General features: G+C 49.1%; 6 protein-coding genes. 4 read left to right on the top strand and 2 right to left on the bottom strand.

Annotation, left to right across the window (positions count from 1 at the left end):
- Positions 1-38: 38 nt before the first annotated feature.
- The 4 genes from rpsU to rpoD all read left to right on the top strand — a co-directional run bounded on the left by rpsU (position 39) and on the right by rpoD (position 4,742).
- Positions 39-251, top strand: coding sequence for a 30S ribosomal protein S21 (gene rpsU, locus EL309_RS08550; protein ID WP_003680926.1), 213 nt, complete (start codon positions 39-41; stop codon positions 249-251).
- Positions 252-372: 121 nt separating this feature from the next.
- Positions 373-819: a GatB/YqeY domain-containing protein gene (locus EL309_RS08545; protein ID WP_193777310.1), complete on the top strand. Its 447-nt coding sequence runs from the start codon at positions 373-375 to the stop codon at positions 817-819.
- A 55-nt stretch (positions 820-874) separates the two neighbouring features.
- The gene (gene dnaG, locus EL309_RS08540) at positions 875-2,644 is read left to right on the top strand and encodes a DNA primase (RefSeq protein ID WP_004285259.1); all 1,770 of its coding nucleotides are present in this window, start codon (positions 875-877) and stop codon (positions 2,642-2,644) included.
- Positions 2,645-2,789: 145 nt separating this feature from the next.
- Complete coding sequence (rpoD, locus tag EL309_RS08535) at positions 2,790-4,742, top strand: RNA polymerase sigma factor RpoD (protein ID WP_004285260.1); 1,953 nt, start codon at positions 2,790-2,792, stop codon at positions 4,740-4,742.
- A 313-nt stretch (positions 4,743-5,055) separates the two neighbouring features.
- Here rpoD and EL309_RS08530 read toward each other — a convergent pair whose 3' ends face one another.
- Together EL309_RS08530 and EL309_RS08525 are read right to left on the bottom strand one after the other, a co-directional pair.
- On the bottom strand, positions 5,056-15,882 hold the full coding sequence (locus EL309_RS08530) for an Ig-like domain-containing protein (RefSeq protein ID WP_126382097.1): 10,827 nt from the start codon (positions 15,880-15,882) through the stop codon (positions 5,056-5,058).
- Positions 15,883-15,935: 53 nt separating this feature from the next.
- A complete protein-coding gene (locus EL309_RS08525; RefSeq protein ID WP_004283277.1) occupies positions 15,936-16,832 on the bottom strand; it encodes an OmpA family protein in 897 nt (298 codons plus the stop codon).
- Positions 16,833-17,167 lie beyond the last annotated feature (335 nt).

The raw sequence follows: 17,167 nt of genomic DNA, 5'->3' as shown, positions 1-17,167 counted from the left end.
CCGACCCGCTAACGAACAAATTATTGTAAGGAAATAAAATGCCTGCTATCCGTGTAAAAGAAAATGAACCATTTGAAGTTGCCATGCGCCGTTTCAAACGCGCTGTTGAAAAAACCGGCTTGTTAACCGAACTGCGTGCCCGAGAAGCTTACGAAAAGCCGACTACCGAACGCAAACGCAAAAAAGCAGCAGCAGCAAAACGTTTGCAAAAACGCCTGCGCAGCCAACAACTGCCTCCTAAAATGTACTAATTACAGGCTCAACCCTGTAATTTAAGCAAGACACACCGTAAGGCTATGCCCTGCGGTGTTTTTGCCTTTAATCCTGTTTAATCCGATATCCGATGTTATCCGATTTTCAAGCGAGCATACCATGAACCTGAAACAACAACTCACCGAAGACATGAAAACAGCCATGCGCAACAAAGACAGCATTACGCTCTCTACCGTTCGCCTGATTAATGCCGCTATAAAACAATACGAAGTCGACGAGCGTAATGAGGCTGACGACAATCAAATTACCGCTATCCTGACCAAAATGGTCAAACAACGCAAAGATAGCGCCAAAATCTATGCCGACGCAGGCCGCAGCGATTTGGCAGATAAAGAAAATGCCGAAATCGAAGTATTAAACCGCTATCTGCCTCAAATGATGTCTAACAACGAAATTCGTTCTGCAGTCGAGGCTGCCATTGTCCAAACAGGCGCTTCAAGCATGGCCGATATGGGTAAAGTCATGGGCGTTTTGAAAACCAACCTTGCAGGCAAAGCCGATATGGGCGAAGTCAATAAAATCCTCAAAACCGCATTAACTGCATAAGCCGTCAATTCAGGCCGTCTGAAATTTTCAGACGGCCTCTCATGCAGACTACATTATGATACCCAGTGATTTTATAGACGAGCTATTAGCCAAAGTCGATATCGTTGACATTATCGATGAGCACCTGCCACTAAAAAAAGGCGGGGCGAACTATATGGCCTGCTGCCCGTTCCATAAAGAAAAATCCCCTTCATTTTCCGTCAGCCCTCAAAAACAGTTCTACCACTGTTTCGGCTGCGGCGCACACGGTTCGGCCATCGGATTCATCATGGAATACCAAGGATTAAGCTTTACCGAAGCCGTACAATATCTTGCCGACCGCGTCGGCATGGTTGTACCCCGGCAGCAAGGGCGCCAAGAAAACCCGGAAATCGTGCGCGAACGAAAAAAAAAGCAACAAACACTGGAAGATACCACCAAAACCGCTGCTTCATTCTACATACAACAATTAAAGCAAAGCCAACGCGCACAAACCTATCTAAACCAACGCGGTTTAAGCCCTGAAGTTATCGAACATTACGGCTTGGGCTACGCTCCGGACGGCTGGCAGCCACTTGCCCAAATATTCACCCCCTACCCAAGCACACCACTGGTTGAAAGCGGTATGGTGATTGAAAAAGACGGCAAACATTATGATCGTTTCCGTGACCGCATTATGTTTCCCATCCGCAACCAACGCGGACAAGTCATCGGTTTCGGCGGACGGATTCTCGATAAAGGCGAACCGAAGTATCTCAACTCACCCGAAACCCCCCTGTTTGATAAAGGACGTAATCTATATGGCCTACACGAAGGACGCGCCGCTATTAAAGAAGCCGGCCGTATTTTGGTGGTAGAAGGCTATATGGACGTAGTCGCATTGGCCCAGTTCGGCATCAGTTACAGCGTTGCCTCTCTCGGCACAGCCACCACCGCCGATCATATTAAACTGCTGATGCGTCAAACCGACAGTATCTATTTCTGCTTCGATGGCGACCGCGCAGGAAGAAAAGCCGCTTGGCGCGCCTTGGAAAATGCCCTACCCCAACTGAAAGACGACAAATCTCTACATTTCCTGTTTCTGCCGGAGGAACACGATCCCGACAGCTACATCCGTGCCTACGGAAAAAATCAATTTGAAGATGCTCTATTAAATCAAAGCAAACCGTTATCCGAATATTTCTGGGAAGAAATTTCAGACGGCCTCAATCTGAATACGCAGGAAGGCAAAGCCGAACTCATTAAAACCAGCGCCCCCCTGTTGGCACAAATAACCGCACCGGCCTTAAGTTTTCTTCTCAAACAAAAATTAAGTGAAATTGTCGGCATCGATCCCACAAACCTAGCCGGATTAATAGGACAAGAAGCACCAAAATACCAAGCAAAACAAAAAAGCTACAAACTCCCTGCACAAACCGCCCGGCAGCCTCCAATGCCGACTTTACTGCAAAGACAGATACGCAGTCTCTTGATAAATCCGGGCTGGGCCATATATGTAGACTTACCCGAATACCTGACACTGACCGGTCATTTTGCCTGCTTGGCAGATTTGGCCGATACAATTAAAAATCAAGAATATACACCAAGCAGTGCGCAACTGTTGGAATATATGCGTGGCACTCCCCACGAAACCGTTCTCAACCAGATTTTCCAAACCGCCATAAATATGCCGGAAGCTTTAGATACCGACTCGGAAGAAGACTGCGAGAACTTCAAACTTGGAATGCAAAAGCTCTTAAATGAGTTAAAATATGCGCAAATTAACCTATTGAAACAAAAAAGCCGACTTACAGGTCTAAACGAAAGCGAAAAAAAACTATTATTGTCGCTTCTAAGTAGGCAGTAAGCTTAAAAACGATATCAGGCCTTCTGAAATGCCACCAACCGCTGCAACCGAGTCGTCAAACCACTGCAGAACAATCTTAAAACGTTATTTTCAGACAGCCTTTTCTTTCAAACTACTTAATTTAACACGAGATAATTAGATATTTATGTCTACTAAAAATACACCGTCCCAAGACTCTGACTATAACGAACAAGACGACAACCGCACATTAAGTCCTGACGAACAGCGTACCAGACTGCGCCAACTCATTATCATGGGTAAAGAGCGTGGCTACATTACCTACTCGGAAATAAATGATGCCCTGCCCGACGATATGTCTGATGCCGAACAAATCGACAATATTGTCAGCATGATTTCAGGCTTGGGAATCCAAGTAACCGAGCAGGCTCCCGATGCCGAAGATATTCTGCTCAGCGACAACGCTGCCGGAATGACGGATGATGATGCCGTTGCCGAAGCGGAAGCTGCTTTATCCAGCGTAGATAGCGAATTCGGCCGCACGACCGATCCTGTGCGCATGTATATGCGTGAGATGGGGCAAGTCGATCTGCTGACTCGCGAAGACGAAATTATCATCGCCAAAAAAATCGAAAATGCATTGAAAAATATGGTACAGGCCATCTCAGCCTGCCCAGGCTCTATTTCAGATATCTTAGAGCTAATCGAGCGCGTCCGTGCTGACGAAATCAAAGTCGATGAAGTCGTAGAAGCCATTATCGACTCCAACGAAGTCTTGCTAAACGAATTAGGCTTAGGCCACTTAGAGCAAAGCGGCGGAATGGAAAACAGCGAAGATCCGGAAGATGAATCCGATCCGGATGAAGAAGATGTTGACGAAGCCGATGCCGAAGCCATATCTGCGACTAATCTGGAAGAACTTAAAGCAAAAGTATTGGATCACTTCGAACAGATCCGTACCGATTATGACAAAATGGTTGTCCAATTAAAAAAACACGACAGCCGCCATCCTTCTTATCTCAAACATCGCGATGCGATTGCAGCCAAACTGCTTGAAGTTCGCTTTGCTACCCGCCAAATTGAAAACTTAAGCAGCTCCCTGCGCAACCGTGTAGAAAATATCCGCAAATTAGAACGTGAAATCCGTGACATTTGTTTAGAACGTGTGCACATGGAGAGGGATTACTTTATCCAAAATTTCCTCCCTTCCATTACAGATCTGGATTGGGTAAACAATGAGATCAATAAAGGCAGAGTATGGAGTAATGCTTTAGACCGCTTCCGCCATGCAATTATTGAAAAACAAACTTTCTTATCAGACATGGAAAAACAAGCTCAAATTTCCATTGAAGAGCTGAAAGAAATCAATAAAAACATGGTCGTAAGCGAAAAAGAGACTTCTGCGGCCAAACAAGAAATGATTCAAGCCAACTTGCGTTTGGTTATTTCTATCGCGAAAAAATATACCAACCGCGGTCTGCAATTTCTGGACTTAATTCAAGAAGGTAACATCGGCTTGATGAAAGCGGTAGATAAGTTTGAATATCGTCGAGGCTATAAGTTTTCAACTTATGCCACTTGGTGGATCCGTCAAGCCATTACCCGATCAATTGCCGACCAAGCACGCACTATCCGCATTCCGGTTCACATGATTGAAACCATCAATAAAATGAACCGTATTTCACGTCAATATTTGCAGGAAAACGGTGAAGAACCTGATTCTGCAAAATTGGCCGAGCTGATGGAAATGCCGGAAGATAAAATTCGAAAAATAATGAAAATCGCTAAAGAACCGATTTCTATGGAAACTCCAATCGGTGATGACGACGATTCACATTTGGGTGACTTTATCGAAGACATCAACAATGTAGCTCCTGCAGATGCCGCCATGTACTCCAGCCTGCGTGAAGTAACTAAAGATGTGCTGGAAAGTCTTACTCCCAGAGAGGCAAAAGTTTTACGTATGCGCTTCGGTATCGATATGAATACCGATCACACATTGGAGGAAGTTGGCAAGCAGTTTGACGTAACTCGTGAACGAATCCGCCAAATCGAAGCCAAAGCCTTACGCAAGCTTCGTCACCCCACTAGAAGTGATCGCCTGAAAAGTTTCTTGGACAGCGAAGAGCACAAGCAATAAATTAAATTCAAACGAAAAAAGCCAAACAGCATGAGTCTACTGCTGTTTGGCTTTTTATATATACGCATATGAATACTGTTAATAGACCCCCGACAAAGCAAAACATCACACAAACTGCTGTAATTCTTGGTTCTAATCCAAATACGTTTTTAACTTCATATTAAATATTTTCAGACGGCCTTAAGCTTAATACAATAAATAATGATCAATCAATCTATCACAATTGATTGGTCTTTTAATATATAAAAAACTGCACCTTTCAAACCTGATATCAACTCAGGTTTGAAGGTGCAGCTCTTATTAACTAATCGGATTAGCCGATAAATTCAACGTGCTGTTCCAAAATAGTTTCCAGCGTATGGCCTGCAGATAATCCTTTAAAGGTAATGCTGTTTTGATAAGTTTTACCATCTTCACCCACACCGGTAAATGTAAGCGTATGGCGCGAATCATTCCACACAGCATTTTGGAGCTGATCCGAGCTTACCAAATCGGCAAAGACAACTTTATCCTGACCTGCTTTAAAGTCTGTAATAACATCATGACCACTGTTGCTCTTAGCCAAGAATACAAACTTATCTGCACCTGTTCCGCCGCTCAGGCTATCGTTACCTGCGCCACCAAACAAGATATCGTTACCTTCTCCACCCTTCAGGATGTCATTTCCGCCATCATTACGGTTATCCAACAATGACTTCCAGTTATCATGAACATAATCTGAAACTTGTTGTTGCGTTACCTTAGCACCTGCATTGTCACTCCAACGGATGTATTCAATCAGAGCTTCAGCACCCATACCGTCGTGACCGCCAGCTACATACTTGGCTCCGGTGTTGCCATCCACCCAAGACAGATGATCAGTATTAATGCTGTCACCGAACAATACATCATTACCTGCACCTCCAACCAATTCATCGGGAGATACTTTGTTCTGCACATTCAATGAGCTTCCGCTCTTCAGTGCCGCATCCAATTGGTGAGGTTCAGAAACAATAGTCGCATCACCTGCATAACCTTTATAGATAGTGCGTCCGGCACCATGTGCATCATAGTAGTCAAAACCTGCTTCTTTATAACCTACTTTACCGTCTTTAACAGTGTTATCAAAGAAATCCAATACAGTCTTTTGAATACCTTTAGCGAAGCCTACCGCATGAACACTTGAAACTTTACTCAAGCCTTTAAAGCTCTTCAGTGCCGCAGAAGCCGGAGCCTGCGTAGCAAAAGCACCTGTCGAACCTAATGTACCATTAGGACCATATGATGTCGGTTGACCATCCGTCAGGAAGTATGTAACGTTTTCATAACCTTTTTTCGATACTTTATTAAACCATGCAGTTGCATCGTGGAAAGCATCATCGTAGTTGGTGGAACCATCAAGAACTGGGCCAACTTTCAAGTTAACAATTTGTTTCAATAAACGATCAACATTGTCTTCATTCAGATTACTAATATTAATCAGTTTATGAGTTGTTCTGTTAAAAGCTAATAAAGTTACATTAACATTACCATCATGTTCTGCTAAATCATGCGCAAGTTTCAACAACGATTTGCGAGCCATGTTCAAATAAGTCGTACCATCAGAGGTGGCGAAACGCTGCATACTGTTAGAAATATCTAACAAGATCGCGACATTGTAATCTGTACCTTTGGTAATAACAGTTTGATAACCGCCTCTATCGCCAATCAAAACGTCATCACCGCTATGTCCGTGCAGCACATTGCAGTCATTGTTTCCAATAATGGCTTTATCTGAAGATGATCCATTAATACGGATAGTTACCGAAGCCGTGGAAACGTCACCATCTGCATCAGTCAACTTGTACTTGAACGTATCATTTAATACATCGCCATCATTCAATGCTTTAACTTTCGGATTATTTTTATCCAAAGTGTAAACATATTGACCATTTTGACCGATGGTCAGTTTACCGTACGTACCTTGACCATTAACGACTGAGGCTGACAACGGGGTATCGGCATTTAAAGTATCATTTGCCAATACATTACCAGATACAGATTTTGCTTTTTCACTAATGGTATTAGTGTCATTAACAGCTACAGGATTAGTATCTGTAATTTTTACATCCAAGGCAGCCATAGAGCTATTGCCTGCTGCATCCCGTACTGTCACAACAAAGCTATCTTTTACAGTATCGTTTCCACGATGGTCTTTTGCATTGCCATTTTCAGTATAAGTGTAATTTACAGTACCGGTTTTTGTATTGAAACCTGTGATTTTCAATGTACCCTTATCAGTAGTAATCACAACTGGCGCTTTAGCTGTCGCAACAGTAATGTCTTTACCGCCAATAGTCACTGAAGATACAGAGCCATTATCTTTAACCTTAATTACACCTTGTACAGAAGCATTACTTGCTTCAACAACTGTATGAACGTTGCCTGTTACATTAGGAGCAGTGCTATCCACCGAGCCTTTGTCTGTCGCACGACCTTCATTGCCTGCTGCATCCCTAACTTTCGCATCCGCTTTATATGGACCTTCCGGCAGCTCATTCGGTACGTCAACGCTGTATTTACCGCCTTTGACTTTGGCTGTCACAGTTTGAGTAGCACCGTTCTTGTCGGTCACTACAACCGTCACTACGGAACCTTCCGGTGCATTGGTCTTACCGGTAATGGTCGGCGTGGTGTCTTTGCTGTTGTCAGGAGCATCTACGGTAATCACAGGAGCAGTAGTGTCCACAGAGCCTTTGTCTGTCGCACGACCTTCATTGCCTGCTGCATCCCTAACTTTCGCATCCGCTTTATATGGACCTTCCGGCAGCTCATTCGGTACGTCAACGCTGTATTTACCGCCTTTGACTTTGGCTGTCACAGTTTGAGTAGCACCGTTCTTGTCGGTCACTACAACCGTCACTACGGAACCTTCCGGTGCATTGGTCTTACCGGTAATGGTCGGCGTAGTGTCTTTGCTGTTGTCAGGAGCATCTACGGTAATCACAGGAGCAGTAGTGTCCACAGAGCCTTTGTCTGTCGCACGACCTTCATTGCCTGCTGCATCCCTAACTTTCGCATCCGCTTTATATGGACCTTCCGGCAGCTCATTCGGTACGTCAACGCTGTATTTACCGCCTTTGACTTTGGCTGTCACAGTTTGAGTAGCACCGTTCTTGTCGGTCACTACAACCGTCACTACGGAACCTTCCGGTGCATTGGTCTTACCGGTAATGGTCGGCGTGGTGTCTTTGCTGTTGTCAGGAGCATCTACGGTAATCACAGGAGCAGTAGTGTCCACAGAGCCTTTGTCTGCCGCACGACCTTCATTGCCTGCTGCATCCCTAACTTTCGCATCCGCTTTATATGGACCTTCCGGCAGCTCATTCGGTACGTCAACGCTGTATTTACCGCCTTTGACTTTGGCTGTCACAGTTTGAGTAGCACCGTTCTTGTCGGTCACTACAACCGTCACTACGGAACCTTCCGGTGCATTGGTCTTACCGGTAATGGTCGGCGTGGTGTCTTTGCTGTTGTCAGGAGCATCTACGGTAATCACAGGAGCAGTAGTGTCCACAGAGCCTTTGTCTGTCGCACGACCTTCATTGCCTGCTGCATCCCTAACTTTCGCATCCGCTTTATATGGACCTTCCGGCAGCTCATTCGGTACGTCAACGCTGTATTTACCGCCTTTGACTTTGGCTGTCACAGTTTGAGTAGCACCGTTCTTGTCGGTCACTACAACCGTCACTACGGAACCTTCCGGTGCATTGGTCTTACCGGTAATGGTCGGCGTGGTGTCTTTGCTGTTGTCAGGAGCATCTACGGTAATCACAGGAGCAGTAGTGTCCACAGAGCCTTTGTCTGTCGCACGACCTTCATTGCCTGCTGCATCCCTAACTTTCGCATCCGCTTTATATGGACCTTCCGGCAGCTCATTCGGTACGTCAACGCTGTATTTACCGCCTTTGACTTTGGCTGTCACAGTTTGAGTAGCACCGTTCTTGTCGGTCACTACAACCGTCACTACGGAACCTTCCGGTGCATTGGTCTTACCGGTAATGGTCGGCGTAGTGTCTTTGCTGTTGTCAGGAGCATCTACGGTAATCACAGGAGCAGTAGTGTCCACAGAGCCTTTGTCGCTGCCTTTGCCTTCGTTGCCGGCAGGATCGCTGACTTTGGCTTCTACGGTGTACGGACCTTCCGGTAACGGGTTCGGTACGTCTACTTGGAAACCGCCGTCTTTTTGAACGGTCGTCGTTACGGTTTGGGTGTTGCCGTCTTTGTCGGTCACCACAACCGTTACTACGGAACCTTCCGGTGCGTCGGTCTTACCGCTGATGCCCGGTGTGTTGTCTTTGCTGTTGTCCGGTGCGTCTACGGTCACTACCGGTGCGGTCGTGTCGATCTCGTTGCCGCGGCCGTGCTCGCCGTCTTTGGCGGTGGCTTTGTTGCCGGCTTTGTCGCTTACGCTGGCTTCTACGCTGTAGCTGCCTTCCGGTAAGGCGTTCGGTACGTCAACGCTGTAGCTGCCGTCTTTTTGAACGGTCGTCGTTACGGTTTGGGTGTTGCCGTCTTTGTCGGTCACCACAACGGTTACCACTTGGCCCTCTTCTACATCGGTGGTTTTACCGGTGATGGTCGGGGTGGCGTCGCTGCTTAAATCCGGTGCGTCTACGGTAATGCCTGCCGCAGTATCGATTTCGCCGCTGTCTTCGGCTACGTTACTCGGGTTGCCGGCTTTGTCTTTCACTTGGGCGGTAACGCGGTATGGGCCGTCTGCCAAATCTTTCGGTACTTCTACTTCGAAGCTACCGTCTGATTTCACCGGGGTTTCGATGGTTTGGACTTGGCCTTTGGCGTCGGTTACCGTCAGGGTCACCACTTGGTCCGGCTCGGCATCGGTCTTACCGGTGATGGTCGGGGTGGCGTCGTTGCTGCGGCCGTCCGGTGCGTCTACGGTAATGGCCGGACCGGTGGTGTCCACAGAGCCTTTGTCGCTGCCTTTGCCTTCGTTGCCGGCAGGATCGCTGACTTTGGCTTCTACGGTGTACGGACCTTCCGGTAACGGGTTCGGTACGTCTACTTGGAAACCGCCGTCTTTTTGAACGGTCGTCGTTACGGTTTGGGTGTTGCCGTCTTTGTCGGTCACCACAACCGTTACTACGGAACCTTCCGGTGCGTCGGTCTTACCGCTGATGCCCGGTGTGTTGTCTTTGCTGTTGTCCGGTGCGTCTACGGTCACTACCGGTGCGGTCGTGTCGATCTCGTTGCCGCGGCCGTGCTCGCCGTCTTTGGCGGTGGCTTTGTTGCCGGCTTTGTCGCTTACGCTGGCTTCTACGCTGTAGCTGCCTTCCGGTAAGGCGTTCGGTACGTCAACGCTGTAGCTGCCGTCTTTTTGAACGGTCGTCGTTACGGTTTGGGTGTTGCCGTCTTTGTCGGTCACCACAACGGTTACCACTTGGCCCTCTTCTACATCGGTGGTTTTACCGGTGATGGTCGGGGTGGCGTCGCTGCTTAAATCCGGTGCGTCTACGGTAATGCCTGCCGCAGTATCGATTTCGCCGCTGTCTTCGGCTACGTTACTCGGGTTGCCGGCTTTGTCTTTCACTTGGGCGGTAACGCGGTATGGGCCGTCTGCCAAATCTTTCGGTACTTCTACTTCGAAGCTACCGTCTGATTTCACCGGGGTTTCGATGGTTTGGACTTGGCCTTTGGCGTCGGTTACCGTCAGGGTCACCACTTGGTCCGGCTCGGCATCGGTCTTACCGGTGATGGTCGGGGTGGCGTCGTTGCTGCGGCCGTCCGGTGCGTCTACGGTAATGGCCGGACCGGTGGTGTCCACAGAGCCTTTGTCGCTGCCTTTGCCTTCGTTGCCGGCAGGATCGCTGACTTTGGCTTCTACGGTGTACGGACCTTCCGGTAACGGGTTCGGTACGTCTACTTGGAAACCGCCGTCTTTTTGAACGGTCGTCGTTACGGTTTGGGTGTTGCCGTCTTTGTCGGTCACCACAACCGTTACTACGGAACCTTCCGGTGCGTCGGTCTTACCGCTGATGCCCGGTGTGTTGTCTTTGCTGTTGTCCGGTGCGTCTACGGTCACTACCGGTGCGGTCGTGTCGATCTCGTTGCCGCGGCCGTGCTCGCCGTCTTTGGCGGTGGCTTTGTTGCCGGCTTTGTCGCTTACGCTGGCTTCTACGCTGTAGCTGCCTTCCGGTAAGGCGTTCGGTACGTCAACGCTGTAGCTGCCGTCTTTTTGAACGGTCGTCGTTACGGTTTGGGTGTTGCCGTCTTTGTCGGTCACCACAACGGTTACCACTTGGCCCTCTTCTACATCGGTGGTTTTACCGGTGATGGTCGGGGTGGCGTCGCTGCTTAAATCCGGTGCGTCTACGGTAATGCCTGCCGCAGTATCGATTTCGCCGCTGTCTTCGGCTACGTTACTCGGGTTGCCGGCTTTGTCTTTCACTTGGGCGGTAACGCGGTATGGGCCGTCTGCCAAATCTTTCGGTACTTCTACTTCGAAGCTACCGTCTGATTTCACCGGGGTTTCGATGGTTTGGACTTGGCCTTTGGCGTCGGTTACCGTCAGGGTCACCACTTGGTCCGGCTCGGCATCGGTCTTACCGGTGATGGTCGGGGTGGCGTCGTTGCTGCGGCCGTCCGGTGCGTCTACGGTAATGGCCGGACCGGTGGTGTCCACAGAGCCTTTGTCGCTGCCTTTGCCTTCGTTGCCGGCAGGATCGCTGACTTTGGCTTCTACGGTGTACGGACCTTCCGGTAACGGGTTCGGTACGTCTACTTGGAAACCGCCGTCTTTTTGAACGGTCGTCGTTACGGTTTGGGTGTTGCCGTCTTTGTCGGTCACCACAACCGTTACTACGGAACCTTCCGGTGCGTCGGTCTTACCGCTGATGCCCGGTGTGTTGTCTTTGCTGTTGTCCGGTGCGTCTACGGTCACTACCGGTGCGGTCGTGTCGATCTCGTTGCCGCGGCCGTGCTCGCCGTCTTTGGCGGTGGCTTTGTTGCCGGCTTTGTCGCTTACGCTGGCTTCTACGCTGTAGCTGCCTTCCGGTAAGGCGTTCGGTACGTCAACGCTGTAGCTGCCGTCTTTTTGAACGGTCGTCGTTACGGTTTGGGTGTTGCCGTCTTTGTCGGTCACCACAACGGTTACCACTTGGCCCTCTTCTACATCGGTGGTTTTACCGGTGATGGTCGGGGTGGCGTCGCTGCTTAAATCCGGTGCGTCTACGGTAATGCCTGCCGCAGTATCGATTTCGCCGCTGTCTTCGGCTACGTTACTCGGGTTGCCGGCTTTGTCTTTCACTTGGGCGGTAACGCGGTATGGGCCGTCTGCCAAATCTTTCGGTACTTCTACTTCGAAGCTACCGTCTGATTTCACCGGGGTTTCGATGGTTTGGACTTGGCCTTTGGCGTCGGTTACCGTCAGGGTCACCACTTGGTCCGGCTCGGCATCGGTCTTACCGGTGATGGTCGGGGTGGCGTCGTTGCTGCGGCCGTCCGGTGCGTCTACGGTAATGGCCGGACCGGTGGTGTCCACAGAGCCTTTGTCGCTGCCTTTGCCTTCGTTGCCGGCAGGATCGCTGACTTTGGCTTCTACGGTGTACGGACCTTCCGGTAACGGGTTCGGTACGTCTACTTGGAAACCGCCGTCTTTTTGAACGGTCGTCGTTACGGTTTGGGTGTTGCCGTCTTTGTCGGTCACCACAACCGTTACTACGGAACCTTCCGGTGCGTCGGTCTTACCGCTGATGCCCGGTGTGTTGTCTTTGCTGTTGTCCGGTGCGTCTACGGTCACTACCGGTGCGGTCGTGTCGATCTCGTTGCCGCGGCCGTGCTCGCCGTCTTTGGCGGTGGCTTTGTTGCCGGCTTTGTCGCTTACGCTGGCTTCTACGCTGTAGCTGCCTTCCGGTAAGGCGTTCGGTACGTCAACGCTGTAGCTGCCGTCTTTTTGAACGGTCGTCGTTACGGTTTGGGTGTTGCCGTCTTTGTCGGTCACCACAACGGTTACCACTTGGCCCTCTTCTACATCGGTGGTTTTACCGGTGATGGTCGGGGTGGCGTCGCTGCTTAAATCCGGTGCGTCTACGGTAATGCCTGCCGCAGTATCGATTTCGCCGCTGTCTTCGGCTACGTTACTCGGGTTGCCGGCTTTGTCTTTCACTTGGGCGGTAACGCGGTATGGGCCGTCTGCCAAATCTTTCGGTACTTCTACTTCGAAGCTACCGTCTGATTTCACCGGGGTTTCGATGGTTTGGACTTGGCCTTTGGCGTCGGTTACCGTCAGGGTCACCACTTGGTCCGGCTCGGCATCGGTCTTACCGGTGATGGTCGGGGTGGCGTCGTTGCTGCGGCCGTCCGGTGCGTCTACGGTAATGGCCGGACCGGTGGTGTCCACAGAGCCTTTGTCGCTGCCTTTGCCTTCGTTGCCGGCAGGATCGCTGACTTTGGCTTCTACGGTGTACGGACCTTCCGGTAACGGGTTCGGTACGTCTACTTGGAAACCGCCGTCTTTTTGAACGGTCGTCGTTACGGTTTGGGTGTTGCCGTCTTTGTCGGTCACCACAACCGTTACTACGGAACCTTCCGGTGCGTCGGTCTTACCGCTGATGCCCGGTGTGTTGTCTTTGCTGTTGTCCGGTGCGTCTACGGTCACTACCGGTGCGGTCGTGTCGATCTCGTTGCCGCGGCCGTGCTCGCCGTCTTTGGCGGTGGCTTTGTTGCCGGCTTTGTCGCTTACGCTGGCTTCTACGCTGTAGCTGCCTTCCGGTAAGGCGTTCGGTACGTCAACGCTGTAGCTGCCGTCTTTTTGAACGGTCGTCGTTACGGTTTGGGTGTTGCCGTCTTTGTCGGTCACCACAACGGTTACCACTTGGCCCTCTTCTACATCGGTGGTTTTACCGGTGATGGTCGGGGTGGCGTCGCTGCTTAAATCCGGTGCGTCTACGGTAATGCCTGCCGCAGTATCGATTTCGCCGCTGTCTTCGGCTACGTTACTCGGGTTGCCGGCTTTGTCTTTCACTTGGGCGGTAACGCGGTATGGGCCGTCTGCCAAATCTTTCGGTACTTCTACTTCGAAGCTACCGTCTGATTTCACCGGGGTTTCGATGGTTTGGACTTGGCCTTTGGCGTCGGTTACCGTCAGGGTCACCACTTGGTCCGGCTCGGCATCGGTCTTACCGGTGATGGTCGGGGTGGCGTCGTTGCTGCGGCCGTCCGGTGCGTCTACGGTAATGGCCGGACCGGTGGTGTCCACAGAGCCTTTGTCGCTGCCTTTGCCTTCGTTGCCGGCAGGATCGCTGACTTTGGCTTCTACGGTGTACGGACCTTCCGGTAACGGGTTCGGTACGTCTACTTGGAAACCGCCGTCTTTTTGAACGGTCGTCGTTACGGTTTGGGTGTTGCCGTCTTTGTCGGTCACCACAACCGTTACTACGGAACCTTCCGGTGCGTCGGTCTTACCGCTGATGCCCGGTGTGTTGTCTTTGCTGTTGTCCGGTGCGTCTACGGTCACTACCGGTGCGGTCGTGTCGATCTCGTTGCCGCGGCCGTGCTCGCCGTCTTTGGCGGTGGCTTTGTTGCCGGCTTTGTCGCTTACGCTGGCTTCTACGCTGTAGCTGCCTTCCGGTAAGGCGTTCGGTACGTCAACGCTGTAGCTGCCGTCTTTTTGAACGGTCGTCGTTACGGTTTGGGTGTTGCCGTCTTTGTCGGTCACCACAACGGTTACCACTTGGCCCTCTTCTACATCGGTGGTTTTACCGGTGATGGTCGGGGTGGCGTCGCTGCTTAAATCCGGTACGTCTACGGTAATGCCTGCCGCAGTATCGATTTCGCCGCTGTCTTCGGCTACGTTACTCGGGTTGCCGGCTTTGTCTTTCACTTGGGCGGTAACGCGGTATGGGCCGTCTGCCAAATCTTTCGGTACTTCTACTTCGAAGCTACCGTCTGATTTCACCGGGGTTTCGATGGTTTGGACTTGGCCTTTGGCGTCGGTTACCGTCAGGGTCACCACTTGGTCCGGCTCGGCATCGGTCTTACCGGTGATGGTCGGGGTGGCGTCGTTGCTGCGGCCGTCCGGTGCGTCTACGGTAATGGCCGGAGCAGTTGTATCTACCGATCCCGTATCTTCATTTTGAGCCTTATTACCTAATTTATCTTGAACTGAAGCAGAAACAGTATATTTACCATCTGCGAGCTCTTTAGGAACTTCAACTTCATATGAGCCGTCTGCTTTTACCAATGCGGTTACAGTTTGTGTAACACCTGCCGCATCAGTAATAGTAAGAGTTACAACCTGACCTTCTTCAACATCTTTAGTTGTACCGGTAATGGTCGGTGTATTGTCATTAGTCAATTCCGGCGCATCAACGACAATAACGGCAGTCGTGTCGATATTGCCGTCATCTTGATTTTGAGCTGTTTTACCCTCTACGTCCTGAACAGTAACAGTCACAATATATTTACCGTCTGCCAGTGGCTGTTTAGGTTCAGCTTCAAATTGTCCTAATTCACTTAAAATAGTTGAAACAGTTTGAACATTTCCCTTGCTGTCAGTAAATTGAATAGTAACCAAACTACCAGGAGCTGCATCTGTTTCACCGGTAACACGAGGAGTGTTATCGTTAGTATTATCCGGCGCATCAATGGTTACATGAATAGGACCGGGAGCAGTATTTTTATTACCAACAGCTGCAGCCAAACCTCCCAAAGGCAACAAGCCCAGCAGCCACCAAGGAGCAGGTGCCCACAATGCACCTACTACCTCCCCGCCCAAAGCTTGGCCGGCTTCCACTTCTTCGGCCAACATGGTTACCGCATCATCAGGTTGCGCACTTTCAGGAACATAAGGATACATTCCGCCATTTTCGTGCTGACCTACCAACAGACTGCTTTTAGAAGCACCTGTTTCTTTTAAATAATAATCTTCCAGAATTACATCCGGATTTTGAATATCCGTACCTTCAAATGCAATTTCCAAATTATTGCCCACACGCTTGGTCATAATATTTTCAGGACCAAATTGTGTAGCTTCGTCAATAAACTGATAGTTAACATTCGCCTGCGCAGGAATACGCAAAACCTCACCAGATGCTGTTTTCAGGTTCAGCATCTCCACGGTTTCTTTAGCGTTATTAATTTTCAACGTAATGTTTTTAGACATGGTTTCTTACCTTTTTAGTATTTAATCCAAATATTGCATTTAGAAATAAAGTTTTATTGCTTTTCGCCGTGCAAAATAATTTCAACACGACGGTTTGGCTGGTCACACACCTTGCGTGAAGCCGCATTTTTCGGATGCTGTTGACGACAGTTGTTAACAACCAATTCTTTTTCGCCACGGCCCTCAGGTGTAATCAAACCAGCATGAACGCCAGAAGTTACCAATGCTTGTTTTACGGTTTCAGCTCGGGCATAAGACAATTTTTGGTTATATTCAGGCTTACCTTCCGGATCGGTATGACCGATTACGGAAATATTGCTGATGTGGTTGGGATTTTGTTTGATATCTGCAGAAATAGCCGCAATTTCCTGTTTGCCTTTTTCCAGCATATCTTTGTAACCTGAGCGGTCGAATTTAAACAATGCGGAAGCCTGCAAAGTATATTTTTTCAAAACTTGAGAACAATCAGCATGACGGTTTACACGAGACAAAGTATGGTTTTGACGCATTACACCGCTGATTTCAGACTCTGCCTGTTCCGGCGTAACCGCTTGCAGCACAGGCTCACCTTGACCGTTGTCAACAACTTTAAAGAAGGATACTGAAGATTCCGGCAAATTATAGTAGTCGCCGGCAGTGATTTTTTTGTTATACGCACGATCTTTACGGGTAAACTCGGCGTGGAATTTTTGATTTTGAGCGCAAACAGTTTCTTGACGGTATGCATTGGGCTGTAAGGAACCGGAATACTGACCGTTTACATAAATATTTACAGTCGGCCCATCTACTGCACCGGCTTGACGGTAAAACACTACTGAAGAACGACCTTCAGGAACATTAGTCTGGTAAGCAGCATTTTGGGTATTTACCCAAGTTTCTTTATGCTGAGCAGCACAACCTACCAATACCAACGGCAACAAACCCCATAATAATTGACGACATTGAAACATGATTAAACGCTCCTGTTTTTATAGATTATTTATATTGATTATTTCTTAATATATTTTGTTGAGAGGCCGTCTGAAAAACTTGAAATCAAGTATTTACCGAGCCTCGCCAAGCCATAAAGCTTAGGATTTAACGAAATGATATACATATCGGCAAAAGTCTTTGCGAGGCTGGATTAAACGGTATTTTTCACTGATAACAGGTATGACAATCAGACGGTTTTTTGAAGAAAAAACGTGAAAATCGTGTAGATACGACTCATGAGACACCCCTTAATATAAAAATAAATCATTTAAAATTATTAACTTACGAAATAAAGTAACTTTAATTATTATTA

The organism is Neisseria weaveri, assembly GCF_900638685.1.
Taxonomy (GTDB): Bacteria; Pseudomonadota; Gammaproteobacteria; order Burkholderiales; family Neisseriaceae; genus Neisseria; species Neisseria weaveri.
The sequence above is the reverse complement of the archived record's forward strand: the minus strand, read 5'-3'. Positions and strand labels throughout refer to the sequence as shown.

Excerpts from the sequence above, each read along its gene's own strand:
- rpsU (WP_003680926.1), top strand. The coding sequence starts at position 39 with ATGCCTGCTATCCGTGTAAAAGAAAATGAACCATTTGAAGTTGCCATG.
- EL309_RS08545 (WP_193777310.1), top strand. The coding sequence starts at position 373 with ATGAACCTGAAACAACAACTCACCGAAGACATGAAAACAGCCATGCGC.
- dnaG (WP_004285259.1), top strand. The coding sequence starts at position 875 with ATGATACCCAGTGATTTTATAGACGAGCTATTAGCCAAAGTCGATATC.
- rpoD (WP_004285260.1), top strand. The coding sequence starts at position 2,790 with ATGTCTACTAAAAATACACCGTCCCAAGACTCTGACTATAACGAACAA.
- EL309_RS08530 (WP_126382097.1), bottom strand. The coding sequence starts at position 15,882 with ATGTCTAAAAACATTACGTTGAAAATTAATAACGCTAAAGAAACCGTG.
- EL309_RS08525 (WP_004283277.1), bottom strand. The coding sequence starts at position 16,832 with ATGTTTCAATGTCGTCAATTATTATGGGGTTTGTTGCCGTTGGTATTG.